This is a genomic window from Streptomyces sp. NPDC058964 (assembly GCF_042741275.1).
Classification (GTDB): Bacteria; Actinomycetota; Actinomycetes; order Streptomycetales; family Streptomycetaceae; genus Streptomyces.
The window spans coordinates 1-14,999 of the sequence record NZ_JBHYKH010000199.1 but is presented as its reverse complement, the minus strand read 5'-3'; the positions used below and the strand labels follow the sequence as shown (position 1 = coordinate 14,999).

Sequence of the window (14,999 nt, the reverse complement as noted above, 5' to 3'; positions counted from 1 at the left end):
GCTCCGGGACGGCTACGGGCCCGAGGAGATGTACATCGGCCCGTCCGACCGCAAGAACCAGTCCTTCGTCACGGGCATCGCACTCACCGGCGTACCTCTGACGATCCTGCTGCTGGCACCGTGCGTGCGGTGGGCGCGGCGCCGCTTCCCGCACACGGCTCCGCCTCGCCGGACCGCCGGCCGGTCGGCCTCGAAGCGCCGCCCAGCCGCAACTCGCCACCCGGTCACGGCAACCCGGCCGACATGGCGGCGCCTGCTCACCCCGAGCCTCGCCCTCGCCCTGGCCGCCGCCGCCGCGATCGTCCTCACCGCCCCGGGGGGGGGTGAGCAGGAGCAAAGAAATTGACCCCCCCGCGCCCCCCCCCCCCTCGCGCGCGGGCACCCACAGAATGTCCAGGTGGTCCGTGCCTGGTCACAGAGTCCTCCCGCGCCGGCAACCCCGACGCCGTCATGGAGAAGCAGGGCGGACGAGCCGCCGGCTCGAAGGTGATGCGCGGCTACCGCGAGGCCGACGAGGCCTTCGAGAAGAACGCGCCGCACGGGTGCTGTAGGTAAGGCGCCACCCTGCCCAGGTCAGACAGGGGCCGCCGCTGGCCGTGACCAGCGCGACCGATCAGTCCCCGTCGGAGCACTGGCCGTCGCCGCACACCGCCAGGCGGCAGCCGGTGCACGGGCCGACGCACAGCGGCTCCGGCGCTCCGGGTTTCGGCAGCGGCTGACCGGGCGCCAGCTCGACGGCATGCGAGTCCACTTGGCGATATCCGCTCGGCCTCATTGTCAGCGGCAGCAGCGCAGCTGCGGCCGTCGGCATGGCGCCTCTGGAACCGACGGAGATCGCTTCATCGGGGGTGAACGCCGACTCAGTCGTTCGGCGTAGTTTGTCCGGCCGCACAAGCCGGCCCAGAGGCCTGTCTCCTGTGGCCAGATCAGGGAACGCTCAGCGGCTCAGAAGAAGTCGGCAGTGCTGTGCATGGAGCCTGCCGTTCCGTCAAAGATCCCCAAGAGGATAGCCGAGGCGGCCGCTGCGGCCGGAGCGACCTGCTGCGAAGGCCAGGAGCGCGGCGTGGTCCATATGACTCGGACCTCGATCTGCGAAAACCAGGTTGCTGACGGGAGGCAGATCGTCCCGCAGACCGGTGTGCTCCTCGGGAGGCCTGGCTGACGTTCAACCAGCAGATCGGTACTGATGCTGCACCGCGTCAGTTCGTTGAGGGTGTCGTGAGGGCATCGGGGTCACTGAGGTAGAGGTTGCATGCGCAGTCGAGTGCTTCCTCAGGTGAGCCGACGGGAAAGCCGCTGGGCAGGAGGCTGTCGTGGTAGGTGCCCTTGCTGGCGAGGTAGACCGCGAAGCCCCAGGTATGCAGGACGCCGCCAAAGCGAAGGCGGCACAGTGGTACGTATGCGCCGCCGGGGAGACGGCATTCGACGTTGGCGAAGGCTCCACGGAATCTCACGTCGACTCCGCTCAACTGCCAGCGCGAGCGGCCATAGTCGTCCAGGCGCTGCCGGAGGTTGTCCTTCATTGGCTGGGGCGGGCTCTTCGGCATGAGGCCATCGTGCCTGATCCCGCCGACGTCTGCGTGATCCACTCCTGCCAGTGGGGCACGGGGCGAAGGGCGGTCGGCATGGCACGGACGCACGCAGTGCAGGTGGAGCTGGATCAGGCGGTGTGCGTGAGACTGGAGCAGACCGTTGGCTCAGGCCGGGCCGAGGCCCGGGCCGCCCTGCGGGCCAGGATCGTGCTGGCGGCTGCTGGGGTGGTAGTCCCGATGCGGCGATCGCCCACGACCAGGGAATGAGCGTGAACAGGGTGTGCAAGTGGCGCCGACCCGCAGTCCCGTCCCGTCCTGGCGAAGCATGGTTGGCGCGGACCGCCGACGCGTTCACGGCGTGCTGCGACCTGCCCTTGGCCGTGCTTGTGTCAGGCCATGAGTGCCGCAGGCGGCTCCGCCATGGGAGGGGCCGCCTGCGGTGAGGCGGTCTACTTGAACCAGTACTGGACGCCGTGGTGGTGGGAGCAAGTGCCCTGCGAGTGCCGCGAGTAGGACAGCGAAGCGTCCTTGCACTTCGCCGTCTCGTACTTGTCCTTCGGCTTCTTGTGATGGGTCCAGCCGCACAGCCCGGTGGTGTGGTGGACGCAGTGTCGGGCTGTGTTGGTGGACGGCAGCGTCGTCGACGCGGATGCGGTCGGGGCGCTGAAGAAGACGCCGGCGAGGGCGACGGCTATGACTGAGGCAGCGATTCGGGCGCGCAAAAGGATCCCCCCTTTTGATGTGGAGCAAGTGTGGAGGGAGCCTATAGCGGTTCGAGTGGCTTACCGGCCGGTACCTGTGAGACGAGGTGGTCAGCTGTGGGGATGACAGCCTCTTCGAGGGCCTTGGGGAAGCCGTACGACCCAGCGTGCCCGAACCCAGGCCTACAAGGCACTCGTCGACCACGTCGGCCCATGCGGCCTGTGCCGACAATTGAACCTTCGACCAGTTTAGGGCGGCCCTCGTGTTGGTCTCGCGGATCCCTCATATCGCAACGGCCCGACGAGCAGCAGCAATCGTTGCCGAGGCGGCTGGCCCTGCCGCCAGATGCAGTGGTGTCGGCCGCACGGCCGTCGATCCAGGCGAGTCGCGCGGGCCCCGAGAGTGAAGCCCGCCACAGCGTTCAGCGCGTACTAGCAAGTGCTGCCGCTGTTTCGAAGGCGTCACCGCGCGGCGACGCCTTCGAATGCCTTGTGTGTGCGTCTGCAGGGCTGCGGTTCGTGGTCCGTGGGTGCTCGGCCGTGAGGGCGGGCGTGGCTGGGTGTCAGAGGTCGGTGGCAGGATCGTCGCGCTGATCGGTTCGCGGACGGGGGGACGTCGTGACGAGTAGGTACGTGTGGCCGCGGGGTGCGGGCAGTGCTGACTCTGCTGCTTTGGAGTTGTGGCTTCGGGTGCGCGGGTGGGAGGTCGATCCGACGGTGTACATGGCCGGTTCGCGCGGGCCGACCGCCCTGATACGGCGGATCGGGGAAGCCTGGCAGGACGGGGAGGAGGGGCTGCTGATCCTGCCGGGCGAGGCGGTGGAGTACGACGGCGAGCGGATGCGAATCGCGGCCCGCCCGACCACGGCCGCTACGCCCGCCGCATAGCCTGGCTGCTTGTCGTCGGCATGCGTGCCTGCGTCGGCGCTTTGGGCGGGGCAGGGGAGATGAGACGGGTGTTGTGGCGCGCAGCCCCTACGGTGGCTGGGCGCCGCGACACCGAAGGGGCTGGTGATGGGGCTGTGGACGATGACCTTCGTGACAGCGGCCGCCCCTGACCGGAACGGACTGCCTCCGTCTCTGGGAATCTCCGCCGCCAACACCCACGACAGCCTCGGGTGGGATCGCAGCACCCGCTACTCCTACGAGTCCTACTCGAACGCCGCCGGATGGGCTGACAAGTAGCACCAACAGCCCCAGCTACACCAAAAGAAACGGTGTCCGAAGTCCTGCTTGCCGGCTGACCTGACCACTACGCATGTGGCCTCACCTGGTCGGCAAACCATTCCTGCAGCTCACGGTGCCGAAACTGAAACGCGCCGCCCGACTTGCGCAGCAGTCCGGCGTGATAGCTCCACGAAAAGAAGGACGAGAGCCGGAGCGGCAGGGCGCTCCAGCTCACTATGCGCATGGCCATGTACCGGCGGCTGGGGTGAGTCGACAAAAACGCGAAAACGATTCCGGCCAACATCGTCCAGGCCACGATCGCGGGCCACCGTGCAGGAAAGCCTTCCGGAATGCGGGAAAAGTGCGGAATTGCCCACTTCTCAATAAATTCGGACGCCTTCTCGTCGATCCATGCGGCCGCACCCGAAAACATCTTATGCGAATTGAGATTTCTGACGCGATCCTCCCGTAGGCGTCCGGACGCCGAGGCCAGCACATGCGGAAAGTCGTGCGGCAGTTTCACGAAGAGACCCAGATATGCGCCTGCAACAAGCCCGGCCCCAATGTTTCCCTGAAGCTCGCCCTTTATCTGCATCATCGGATCCGTGCCATCGAAGTCGGATCCGTCCGCGAAGAGTTTTGCATACGCGAGCGGCGTGAACGCCGCGGCAAGGAGCCCTTGCAGTGCAAGCGACGCCAGGAGGTCATAGGGCTGCCGGTCGATTCCCACACTGAAAGGATATATCTTAAAGATATGAAAAATGAACAGTTCGCCAGCGAATAGCAGGGTGAATACCGCGGCAGCCATCAACAGTACAGCTCGAGCTCCCTGCCGGTGTAGTAACCGTCGCCACGAAATGTATTGCGGCTCACGTGTGCCATGATCCGCAACATCGTATGCGATGAGCGCCCCTACGGCATACGCGGGGACGAGTATCCATGTCGAGACGGGAAGTTTCAATATCACACAGGCCAGGTATGCCAGAGAGGCCGTGGGTACGGAAATAATGATAGATTCGGCCACCAGTGACGCCCTGCGACCCGAAAGGTTCCAGAGCTCGTGCGGTCGTATGTCCGAGCTGCCGGCGCGGTTGAGGTGCACCGCCATGTTTCCCAGCCACGTGATGACCCGGCGTGACTGATACGTCCTTCCATTTGTCCTCGGATGGATCCTGGTGACGACCTCGAGATAACGCGCCATCAGGTGCGAGCCAATCCCGTCGTCCGTACTCTCCGACATCAATTCGTCGGGAGTCTGGGCGGCGTTCTGACTATAGGCGGTGGAGGCCAACGTGAGGCGCCAGGGGGTGGAAAGGGCCTGGGCGAGCACGCCTTGAGGTTCGGCCGCAAGGCGATCGAGCACGCCGCGCCACTTGTCCGCGTGATGGCGGAAGCGCCGCTCGAGGTAGCTCGCCACCTGGCTCGCGGTCAACGGCTGCACGATGACCCGTTCCACATCCAGGATCTGCACTCCATGACTTGCAGCCAGGTCGTCGACAAGATCCTCACGGCTCGTGATGACCAGCGGTGCGCCCTCCCTCCCCAGTCTGAATTCATTGATGGAGGTCACAGCAGTAACGGCACGGGCCGTACGGTTCGCGCCCTGGGAGGACATTTCATCCAGACCATCCAGAATGGGGACCACCAGTCCGGTCTCGACAAGTTTTCTCGCCACAGAGAATTGGACCCTGAAATCACTGGAAATCCGTCTCGAAAGCCAGGTACCCAGTGAATCTCCCACATCCCAGTCCGAAAGGGAAAACCGCACCGGCACCGGTCCTCCAGGTTCCCTATCGGCGAGCATGAGCAACAGCAGTTCGACAGCCAGGACTGTTTTCCCCGAGCCGCCGGCGCCTGTTATGAGCAGCCTTCGAGGGACCAGATCCCGGTAATACGAGTGGACGGTCTCCAGAGTGCCCGTAGCAGCTGCGTTGGCCGGACGACGCCCGAAACCAGGGGCGTCGAAGAATTCCACATCGATCGGAATCACATCCCCTCCCAGCCAGCGCGTACGTTGCTCACTCTCCAGAGTGTTGACGGATGAAGCCAGGTTGTCCGCGGCGCTTTTCAATCCTTCCATGCTGAGATCCGGGCGGGCCGCGACCGCCATCTGGATCAGAGCGACGACAATCGAAAGGGCGCTCACCAGCAGGCCCAGGAGCGAAGCTGTGAGCGCGAGGTCCGTCGAGCCTCTTCCCACTACAACGGTCCACACCACTGTGTACACCAGGACGCCCACGAGGACCGTGAGTCCCAGTCTTAACAAGAGGCGCCCCGCTCGTCGTTGAGACCCCGTTCCGATGCTCATGGCTCAATTGAATCCCAATCCTGGTCCCAAAGGCAGCCAATGGACCGTTTTCAAGCCGGCTGAGTCGGTAGGCGAGTTGGAGTGAGGGGCAGGTGGGGTGTGGAAAGGGGCGGAGCTCCTGGTAGTTGGGTTGTGGATCAAGATCGACCTGTCCGGCCGGAGCTTCGTCTGCTTGTCCGCGCATCGGGACTCGGTCTGTCCAGTGAAGTTCTGTGGTTCCTGGCCGGGAAGCTGACCGCCCTGAGACGTGAACGCTGAGCACCTTGCTTGCACCACTGCCTCGACTGGGGCCTGTTGGGAAGGCCGCGGACGCCTGGACGCGTTCGCCCAGTCAACTGGACGCGTTCGCCCAGTCAACTGGACGCGTTCGCCCAGTCAAAGACGCCTGAACCCGAAAGCTGGACAGGTCGTCACCGCAGGCTGACAGCTCGGGACCTCGCCCCGGGCACTCCCCAAGGTCGTGGGCGATGGGGTGCTTGAGGGCTGCCCTCGGAAATTGCCGAGTCCCGGCGGGAGGGCGGAGATAACCTCAGCAGGCGAATCGTCCAACGGGGAGGGGCAGGGCATGCCGGGGCAGGGCTGGATCGAACGTGCGGGAGAGCTGTTCGAAGCGGCGATGTTCGGCGGGGACACGTCCGCGCTGGATCGGTCCGATGACGCGCTGGACGCGATCGAGGCACCCCTTTCCATGGCGCGGGGAAAAGTGTTGCACGTCCGCTTCCTGAACGACCGCGAAGAGAACAGCCAGGAACTGGTGCTGTTCGAGCGCGCGGCCGAGTTGTACCAGCGTCTCGGGGACGCGTCGGGTGAGGCGGACGCGTTGTTCTGGGTCGGCTGCTGGCATCAGGTGGTCAAGGGCGATGGCGCCACCGGCAGGCCGTACTTCGACCGGTCATACACGCTGGCGAAATCCGTCGACGACCGGATGACGATGTCCTACGCGATACGCCATCTCGGCTTTGCCGACAAGGACGCAGGCCGGTTCCGTCAGGCCCGCGAGCGGTTGACCGAATCGGTGACGCTGCGCCGGGAGATCGGTTTCCGGCCCGGGGAAGCGGCCGGCCTGGTGGCACTGGCCTACCTCTCGGCCGAGACCGGCGACCGATCGGCGGCGCTCGACCACCACGATGAGGCCGAGTCGGTCGCCCAGGGGTGTGGTGCCAGGGCCGTGTTGGGGTGGATCGCGCATGCCCGCACGCTCATCCGCCCTTAGGTTCTATGGACAAGTGCTGGTCAAAGCCACTCGTTGAGAACTGCGACCAGCACGGTCGCCTCGTAGCGGACGGCAAGTTTGTCGTACCTGGTGGCCACGGCCCGGTGGCGCTTGAGGCGGTTGATGCCGCATCCGACCGCGTGGCGCTCGCGGTAGTCGGTCTCGTCGAACTACGGCGGCCGACCGCCCCTGCACACGCCGGGACCATCGTTGAGACAGGAGACCTCTCTGCGAGCGTTGGAAACCTCCGACTTGGCAGCAGAGCAGTGGCTATTGGCGTACGGCCTTTGCGAGGACGTCGGATTGGCGAGCGCTGTGGGAAGCCCAGTGCAGGCTCGCGCATACCCAACGGTGTATGCGGAGCTGGAATGACCCGGTTGAGTTCGTGCTCCGCAGGCCAGAACCCGCCTGGGTCCGGCTGATGCTGAGTCAAACTCGGCCGACTATCGAACACTCCATCATCATAAGCGGACGGAAAATGTCGAGGAGTTGTGAGGTACGTGTCCGTGTCCTGTCAACTTCTCCCGCCAGGTGTCACGCTCTTCGCATCCCCCCACAGGATCGATCGATGGAGACCGCATGACCCTCCATGCAAACACCCGGCCTACCGCCGCCCTTGTGGCCCTGGCTGCCGCAGCCGTGATCGCGGCACAGGCTGGTGCGGCGCAGGCCACCCCCGAACGAGTCGAGGCCACCACCCAGGGCCACGGGGCGTTCGACCGCGTCGCGGCCGTCAAGGCCGCGCAGACCGAAGCAGCGTCGGCCGCCCGAAGTCTCGGACTGGGTGCCAAGGAAAAGCTGATCGTGCGTGACGTCATCAAGGACGCCGACGGCACGGTGCACACCCGGTACGACCGCACCTACGCCGGACTGCCCGTACTCGGCGGCGACCTCGTCACCCACACCGCCAAGGACGGCAAGCTCAAGGGCGTCACCAAGGCCAGCAACGCTCGCATATCAGTAGCGACCACCACCGCCACCCTCAAGGCGGCGGCTGGTGCCCGAAAGGTGATCTGGGCCGGCGGCAAGGGCAATCCCGTGCTCGCCTTCGAGACCGTCAAGACGGGTGTCCAGAAGGACGGCACCCCCAGCCGGCTGCACGTCATCACCGACGCCACCACGGGCAAGAAGCTGTACCGCTACCAGGCCATCGAGGCCGGCACCGGCACCAGCCAGTACAGCGGCGAGGTCCCGCTCTCCAGCACCAAGACGGGTTCGGGCTTCGAGCTCACCGACGCCGACCGCGGCGGCCACAAGACCTACGACCTGCACCAGGGCGAGAGCGGTACTGGCGACATCGTCAAGGACGACGACGACAAGTGGGGCAATGGCAAGAGCGACGACCCGCAGACCGCTGCCGTGGACGCCGCCTACGGCGCCGCGATGACCTGGGACTTCTACAAGAAGGAGCTCGGCCGCGACGGCATCGGCGGCGATGGCAAGGCCGCGTACTCCCGGGTTCACTACGGCAACGCGTACGTCAACGCGTTCTGGGACGACGGCTGCTTCTGCATGACGTACGGCGACGGCGAGGGGAACAAGAAGCCCCTGACCTCTCTCGATGTGGCCGGCCACGAGATGAGCCACGGTCTGACCTCGCGCACCGCCAAGCTGGAGTACAGCGGAGAGTCGGGCGGGCTCAACGAGGCGACCAGCGACATCTTCGGTACCTCGGTCGAGTTCTTCGCCAACAACAAGGAAGACGTCGGCGACTACCTCATCGGCGAGAAGCTCGACATCAACGGCAACGGCGCGCCGCTGCGCTACATGGACAAGCCCAGCAAGGACGGCAACTCGCTGGATGCCTGGAAGCAGGGCGCCGGGGACCTGGACGTCCACTACTCCTCCGGCATCGCGAACCACTTCTTCTACCTGCTGTCCGAGGGCAGCGGCAAGAAGACGGTCAACGGTGTCGAGTACGACTCTCCGACGTCGAACGGTTCGACGGTCACTGGGATCGGTCGGGACAAGGCGTACAAGATCTGGTACAAGGCGCTCACCGCCTACATGACCTCGACGACCGACTACAAGGCCGCCCGTGAAGCGACCCTGAAGGCGGCCGGCGACCTGTACGGCGCGGACGGCGCCGAGGTGAAGGCCGTGGCGGCCGCCTGGAGCGCGGTCAACGTGGCGTAGCCAATCCGTAGGCTCTGGCCTTTACTCGGGGGTTCCGAATCACTCCCGGTGATCCGGAACCCCTGATTATTCTTGGCTGCGAGGAAGCGCAACGTGCGGCGCCTGATTTCCTTGTTCAGCCTCTCCTGTGGATTGTTCGACCAGATCTGACCCCGGCCCCGCCCTGTAGGCGCACCGGTGTTCGGGGCCACCAACCGCTGGAACAACTCCCAAAACCCGTCCGGGACCAGACGGTCCACCATTGTCAGCAGGACGGCGAATGTCCGAACTACTGGCCGGAATGCAGCAGGGTACGGAAGGTCACTGACACGCGTCGCCCGCGTGGGACACGACCTGTCGTTCCGGGGTCACTTTTGCGCGCGGCGATGGCATGGCGCCAGGTGAAGCGGGCCGGGCCGGTCATGACGAGCAGGCTGCCGGGTGCGAGCGGCACTGCCAGTTTCGTGCCGTCCTCGGGGTTGGTGAAGTCCATATGGCAGCTGGAGCCCAGCGAGATCGCGGCGATGGCCGGGCCGAAGCAGGGTAGGCAGTCGACGTGGGCGCTGATTCCCTGACCCGGTCGGTACTCGTTGACGATGACCTGCTCCGCCTCCTTGTCCATCAGGCCCTCATGTGTGAGGCGGGCGGCCGCCTCTTGGGCCCAGGCCGGAAGTGGTGGTGCGGCTGCCTGCCGATCGGCGGTCACGCTGCGGCGGTCGTAGTCGTACCGATGGCCGTAGTGCTGCACCCGGCGTTTCAACTGCGCCGACCACGTCGCGGTGTCGATGTCCGAGAGCAGGGCCTCGCAGGCGTCGGGAGTGAGCCAGTCGGCTATGTACTGCAGTCCCGGCACCTCGGTGCGCGGCTGCGGCCGGGATGGGGGAACGATGCCAAGGGCGAGTTGGCCGGAGGTCTCAGACATGCCCGAAACAGTAGCCAACCCCGGGACGCGGCTTCGAGACCTGTGGCCCTGCTGCATCCGGAGACTCTGGGAGTCCAGGCAGAACGATCAGACCGCAGGCCGGTGATCTGGCAAGACTTACACCCGGTCCCATGGCGGGAAGTCCCTGGGCATGACCGCCACTTGATTCCGTTGTCCACGAGGTAGCGGATCGCGTCCAGCACCGCCCGGTGGCAGTACGCCTCCGACTGCCCGCCCCGGCCGCCCAGCCAGGCCGGCACGGGCAGCAACGGCGGACCGCTTCCCACTCCGCGTCCGTCATGTCCGAGGGATACCGCCGAACACGTTCCTGGTGATCGGCCGCATTCCCGAGCCGGTGACCGACACAATCACATGTCGGTGCAGCCGAGTTGAACTCCACCGACGCGAGCACGTACAACTGCGGCAACAGGGCTTCCTGGATCTCGGTTGGCCTGGTATCGAACTGTGCACCCGGCGGGGTGCACCTTTGCTTCGCACTCCGCCGGGAGCTGCGCAGTTGCGGTCGATGCTGGTCGTCATTGGCCGTCACTGGCCACCCTGGGACGGCCCAGAGACGGCCCAGCCGTGCGGTTGCGGCAGACGTGCGGCGCTAGCTGGGCCGCCGCTGACCTGGTCAAAGCCGAAACTGGCCCCGGATGGCGAGCGGCTACGGCTCGTCCGGCCAGCTCGCCAGCGCCGCGCCTGCCTCCTCGTCGGTGAGGGTGATGCGCGTACCGGGTACGCCGCCCCGCTTGCCGATCCATGACGTCCACTTGCGCCGGGCGGTCGTCTCGTCGCCCCACCAGCCGTGCATCATCGGCCGGCCGTCGCAGGTCAGGCTCAGGTGGTAGCGCTGTGAGTCCATCACGCGAGGCGGATTCCACGCGGCCGGCCGGGCTCGCGGACGATCGCCGACTTCGATTCAAGTTCGCCGAGCTGATAGTGCACGGAAGCCCGGCTGCGCATCCCGACGGCCGGGCCGATCTCCGCGACCGTCGGCGCTTCTCCGCGCTCGGCGATGGCTCCACGGATGCAGGCTAGGGTGCGCTCCTGGGCGTCGGTGAGGTGGTCGACTCGGCGCATGACCAGATTAGAGCGCGTGTTCGAATTTCAGGGCAACCCGGCGCGAACAGCGGCACGGCTGCCACGATTACCGCCAGGTCGAGGCTTACAACGCCAATGGCCACCGGCTCCGGTCGCCCACGGGCGCTCCAGCTGCTGCCGCGCGGGCCTCACGGTTGTCAAGTCACGAGTTTCCGTGCCGTGACCTGACGCTGCCCGGTGGGGCGCAATGGAGTCACGGACGAGAGTGCGGGCAGGCCGCCCACGCCCCCTCCCCAGACCGGCGCCTAACCGCTCAAGGAATGACCAAATGACTCTCAATCACCGAGGTTGCATCGCCTTCTTCATGGCCATGACCGACTCGGCGCCCAGTCGATCCCCTCCCTGGCCCTCACGCTGCCCCGGGCGCGTCGAAAAGGCAGCTTGGCGAGCGATCGATGTCTATCTACGAATGCCTCCGCAGCGGCGCCAGCGCCGCGCTCGTCCTTGCCTCCACCGTGGCAGGGTCGTACGTACTACTCGTCTTGATCGTGCTGATCAGCCCCACCAGCACCCGTGGGAAGGCAGCCAGGGATCTCCTGGGCCTGCACCCTTTCTCGAAGAGCAGCCAGGACGATCAGGACGGCTAGGGACAAGAGCCCCGCGTGCAGCGAGACCCGTCTCCCATCCATCCGCACCAGTACTGCCCGCCCGCGAGCAGAAGCAGCGAGCGTCCAACACGCCCTCGGGTCCCAGGCCTCATGCGTCTGACGCCTGGGGCGTGTTCGTCTCGGCGCTCTTGCGGGCGCGTCCATCAGGTCTACGCATTACGAGTTGTCCCATCTTGGTCCGGGGCGTCCATGGATGTCCCTCGAAACACCAAAATCGCTGTTCATCCGCCCTCACGGACTTGAGTGGACAACTGTGGAACGGGACGGATCGCAACACGAACGAGACCGCGACTGAGACCGCAGCCGCCTCACGTCCGGGCGAGACCGGCTACGACTCGTCCGGCCAACTGAGCAACGCCGCGCCAGCCTCCTCGTCCGTGAGGGTGATGCACGTACCGGGCATGCCGCCCCGCTCGCCGATCCACGATGATCAACGCTGAGAAACGTCACTCGTCCATCGCAACAACTGCGATGTAGGGATGCTCGGGGTCAGCGAAGTCGACTTCCGCTCCGCGCACCCAGTGGAAGACTTTCTCCTCAGCCTTAGGTGAAGGGGCGTATTTTAGGTCGTCGCTCGGTTTCCAGGAGGCGCAGTCCGGGGCTTCCGGCGTGACCTTCAAGCCTTCGTCGCTCTTGACCAGTTTCGGGAAGCTCGAAAAGTCTAGGAACTCCTGAAGTCCCGGGCGCGTCGTTCGGAAGCCGAGGGTGAGGCTGTACTCGCCGTAGAGCGGATGCACGTCCGCCTGGAAACGCAGATCCGCAGCGTCGTCGGGGATGTGCAGACCGAACCGCGAGGAGACAACGTCCAGACCGACGGTGGTGCCTTCGCAGGCCCTCGGGTCCTCAACCGTCGGGGGAGCCTGTTGGGTTACGCAGCCGGCACTGCCCAGCGCCAAGACGACCGCGACCGTTGCCCGACCAGCGAACCGCTTGACGGTTGCCCACGCCGGAGCTGACTTGTCCCTTCTCAACGGCTCTCCTCCTCGTCACCATCGTTGTGCGCCGACGCTTGCCGCTTTCGGACCCAGGAGGAGAGGTCCGCCACTGGCAGCAGGTTCATCAAGGACACCCAGGCAATGACCGCCACGCATATCCACCATGGATGACCGCCAAATGACGCCACGACCGGGCTCAGTGCCAGGACGACGGCCAGGAGAACCCAGTGCCGCGCAGACCATCGCGTCGGCTGCCAACTGATCATCTTCCGCCCTGCCCTGAACCAGTTTGGGGAGTGCACATGCGCACGCGACTGCAGATCTTGCCAGAGTGCCCCCGGGGCGGACAGGCCTGCTCAGACCCTGACTCAGGTGCCCATGACTCGGGAGCAGGAATCTGTGCGCCGCTGCTGCAAGGCACGGGATCGCAGCGGCTACGGGAACTCGTTAAGAAAACGTCACTGGCTTTCGCTCAAGCCGCGAACGGAAGCCGCTTCGGCATCGGCGTGCGATCCGTGAATCCATGATCCGCCAATCGCGCGGCCCGCTGCGCGAGCCATCCGGAGACTCGCGGCCCGCCGTTTACCGCAGTGCCCTCGAGTACAGTCCGAACGTGCGTGAAGCCCTGCGCAAGGTAGTACCGCTGGAGCCCCTCGTTCGTCGTCCACGCGTCCAGTCGCAGCCACCGAGCGCCCGCACGGTACGCGCGGCCGCCAGCCCAGTCGAGCAGGCGCCCACCGAGGTTCTGCCCGGTGTACTCACGGGCAACGGTGGCGTTGCTGGCAGCCCACGGACAGCAGGCCGTTTACGTGCCTGGCCGCACCGTCAACCGCATGACCAGCGCTTACCGGGGCGAGGCCAAGACGGACGCCCGCGACGCCTACGTCATCGCCGAAACCGCCCGCCACCGCCGGGACTTCGCCACCCTCGACGTGCCCGCCCAGGTGGCCGCTGACCTCGCGCTCCTGACCGCTCACCGCACCGACCTGATCACCGACCGCGTGCGGATGGTCAACCGGCTTCGCGACGTGCTCACCGGCATGTTCCCCGCCCTGGAGCGGGCCTTCGACTACTCGGCCCGCAAGGCCGCGCTGGTGCTGCTGACCGGCTACCAGACGCCAGCCGCCCTCCGACGACGCGGCTTGTCCCGCCTGACGCCCTGGCTGGTCAATCGAGGTGTCCGCGACGCGGACAGCGTTGCCGCCACAGCCATGGAAGCGGCCCAGGCCCAGCAGACCCCACTGCCCGGCGAGGAGACCGCCGCACAGATCGTCGCTGACCCGGCAACACAGATCCTGGCCCTGGACGACCGGCTCAAGCGCCTGGACCGGCAGATCCGCGACACCTTCCGCACCCACCCACAGGCCGAGACCATCGAGTCCCTGCCCGGCATGGGCCCCATCCTCGGAGCCGAGTTCGTCGTCGCCGCAGGCGACATGACCACCTACACCGACGCCGGCCACCTGGCCTCAGCAGCCGGACTCGTACCAGTCCCACGCGATTCCGGCCGCCGAACCGGGAACCTGCACCGGCCCAAGCGCTACAGCCGCCGCCTGCGCAGAGTCTTCTACCTGTCCGCGCAGACCAGCATCATCCGCGACGGCCCCAACCGCGAGTACTACCTCAAAAAGCGCGGAGAGGGCTGCAAACACGTCCAGGCCATCATCGCCCTCGCGCGACGACGGACCAGCGTCCTGTGGGCTCTGCTACGCGACAACCGGGCCTTCACCCTTGTTCCGCCCACCGCGCAGGCGGCTTGACCCCGTCACTGAAACTCCGCCGATCCCGTCGCGGACGATGAGGAGTCGCATCGCGCTACCGCTCACAGGGGACAAATGATCAAGATCGAATACCGCCAGACCGGCCCCTACGTGGACCGAGGGCAGGAGAACCGCGAAGGAGTGGACCTCGCCGTCGTCAGCCGTGCTGACCTGCGCTGGTACTACTTCCTGTCGGACCTTACGTTCACGATCGGCGAGGCCGAGCTGAGCCCGCCGTGGTCGTGGACGCCCGTTTTCGACTTCCTGTGGTCGATGAAGGGTGCACTCGAACACTTGGAGCGGGGCGAGCGAACGACGATCGGCTTCACGGAGAACGCTGAGCTGATCAGCCTCCTCCCGGAAGGCGAGGAGGTACGGGTCTCATGCACATACGCAGCGACAGAGGCTGTCTGTGGACGCGTCGATCTCAAGGACGCCTGGCTGGCCCTCCGACAAGCCGTGCTGACGCAGCTCAGTGTTGAGTACCCAAGACTCGCGGCCAACCCAGTACTCGCGGAACTCCGGCTCTGACTGCCTAACCCCAATGCCGGTGACTTAGCTTGTGCCGTGCCGCGTGATGGTCACGGTGTCCGGTGCGGGTGGTAGCCAGTTGCGGTGCTCGGTCCGTTTGAGT

At 66.0% G+C, this 14,999-nt stretch carries 13 protein-coding genes and 4 pseudogenes; 8 read left to right on the top strand and 9 right to left on the bottom strand.

What is annotated here, in order from left to right:
* A pseudogene (locus ACFW2E_RS23695) lies at positions 1-346 on the top strand (hypothetical protein); the annotation flags it as partial.
* 853 nt (positions 347-1,199) lie between these two features.
* Here the strand turns inward: ACFW2E_RS23695 and ACFW2E_RS23690 are convergent.
* Positions 1,200-1,547, bottom strand: a complete 348-nt coding sequence (locus ACFW2E_RS23690) for a hypothetical protein (protein ID WP_384469075.1) — start codon at positions 1,545-1,547, stop codon at positions 1,200-1,202.
* Between the two features lie 434 nt (positions 1,548-1,981).
* Positions 1,982-2,254 carry a DUF3761 domain-containing protein gene (locus ACFW2E_RS23685; protein WP_384469074.1) on the bottom strand — a complete coding sequence of 91 codons (273 nt, stop codon included), beginning with the start codon at positions 2,252-2,254 and terminating at the stop codon, positions 1,982-1,984.
* A 651-nt stretch (positions 2,255-2,905) separates the two neighbouring features.
* Here ACFW2E_RS23685 and ACFW2E_RS23680 point away from each other — a divergent pair.
* A complete protein-coding gene (locus ACFW2E_RS23680; RefSeq protein ID WP_384469073.1) occupies positions 2,906-3,121 on the top strand; it encodes a hypothetical protein in 216 nt (71 codons plus the stop codon).
* Between the two features lie 126 nt (positions 3,122-3,247).
* Positions 3,248-3,418: a hypothetical protein gene (locus ACFW2E_RS23675; RefSeq protein ID WP_384469072.1), complete on the top strand. Its 171-nt coding sequence runs from the start codon at positions 3,248-3,250 to the stop codon at positions 3,416-3,418.
* Between the two features lie 67 nt (positions 3,419-3,485).
* Here the strand turns inward: ACFW2E_RS23675 and ACFW2E_RS23670 are convergent, their stop codons facing one another.
* Complete coding sequence (locus ACFW2E_RS23670; RefSeq protein WP_384469071.1) at positions 3,486-5,639, bottom strand: NACHT domain-containing protein; 2,154 nt, start codon at positions 5,637-5,639, stop codon at positions 3,486-3,488.
* Positions 5,640-6,273: 634 nt separating this feature from the next.
* Between ACFW2E_RS23670 and ACFW2E_RS23665 the strand changes: the two genes are divergently transcribed.
* Both ACFW2E_RS23665 and ACFW2E_RS23660 read left to right on the top strand, forming a co-directional pair.
* Complete coding sequence (locus ACFW2E_RS23665) at positions 6,274-6,921, top strand: tetratricopeptide repeat protein (protein WP_384469070.1); 648 nt, start codon at positions 6,274-6,276, stop codon at positions 6,919-6,921.
* A gap of 579 nt (positions 6,922-7,500) precedes the next feature.
* Positions 7,501-9,057 carry a M4 family metallopeptidase gene (locus ACFW2E_RS23660; RefSeq protein WP_384469069.1) on the top strand — a complete coding sequence of 519 codons (1,557 nt, stop codon included), beginning with the start codon at positions 7,501-7,503 and terminating at the stop codon, positions 9,055-9,057.
* A gap of 268 nt (positions 9,058-9,325) precedes the next feature.
* On the opposite strand, the gene ACFW2E_RS23655 is transcribed toward ACFW2E_RS23660, so the two are convergent.
* From ACFW2E_RS23655 to ACFW2E_RS23640, 4 genes and pseudogenes are all read right to left on the bottom strand, one after another.
* Positions 9,326-9,958 carry an alpha-ketoglutarate-dependent dioxygenase AlkB gene (locus tag ACFW2E_RS23655; RefSeq protein ID WP_384469068.1) on the bottom strand — a complete coding sequence of 211 codons (633 nt, stop codon included), beginning with the start codon at positions 9,956-9,958 and terminating at the stop codon, positions 9,326-9,328.
* Between the two features lie 120 nt (positions 9,959-10,078).
* Positions 10,079-10,358: pseudogene (locus ACFW2E_RS23650) on the bottom strand (transposase); the annotation flags it as partial.
* Between the two features lie 267 nt (positions 10,359-10,625).
* Complete coding sequence (locus ACFW2E_RS23645) at positions 10,626-10,826, bottom strand: hypothetical protein (RefSeq protein ID WP_384469067.1); 201 nt, start codon at positions 10,824-10,826, stop codon at positions 10,626-10,628.
* Complete coding sequence (locus tag ACFW2E_RS23640; protein ID WP_384469066.1) at positions 10,823-11,041, bottom strand: hypothetical protein; 219 nt, start codon at positions 11,039-11,041, stop codon at positions 10,823-10,825. The genes ACFW2E_RS23645 and ACFW2E_RS23640 overlap by 4 nt, the downstream gene beginning before the upstream one ends.
* A gap of 416 nt (positions 11,042-11,457) precedes the next feature.
* Here ACFW2E_RS23640 and ACFW2E_RS23635 point away from each other — a divergent pair, with 416 nt between their 5' ends.
* Positions 11,458-11,649, top strand: a complete 192-nt coding sequence (locus ACFW2E_RS23635; RefSeq protein ID WP_384469065.1) for a hypothetical protein — start codon at positions 11,458-11,460, stop codon at positions 11,647-11,649.
* A 467-nt stretch (positions 11,650-12,116) separates the two neighbouring features.
* Here the strand turns inward: ACFW2E_RS23635 and ACFW2E_RS23630 are convergent, their stop codons facing one another.
* Positions 12,117-12,641 carry a hypothetical protein gene (locus ACFW2E_RS23630; RefSeq protein ID WP_384469064.1) on the bottom strand — a complete coding sequence of 175 codons (525 nt, stop codon included), beginning with the start codon at positions 12,639-12,641 and terminating at the stop codon, positions 12,117-12,119.
* Positions 12,642-13,077: 436 nt separating this feature from the next.
* Positions 13,078-13,377 (bottom strand): annotated as a pseudogene (locus ACFW2E_RS23625) (GNAT family N-acetyltransferase); the annotation flags it as partial.
* On the opposite strand from ACFW2E_RS23625, the pseudogene ACFW2E_RS23620 reads away from it, so the two are divergent.
* A pseudogene (locus tag ACFW2E_RS23620) lies at positions 13,364-14,365 on the top strand (IS110 family transposase); the annotation flags it as partial. The pseudogenes ACFW2E_RS23625 and ACFW2E_RS23620 sit on opposite strands and share 14 nt — an antisense overlap.
* A gap of 75 nt (positions 14,366-14,440) precedes the next feature.
* Complete coding sequence (locus ACFW2E_RS23615) at positions 14,441-14,896, top strand: hypothetical protein (RefSeq protein ID WP_384469063.1); 456 nt, start codon at positions 14,441-14,443, stop codon at positions 14,894-14,896.
* Positions 14,897-14,999: the final 103 nt, after the last annotated feature.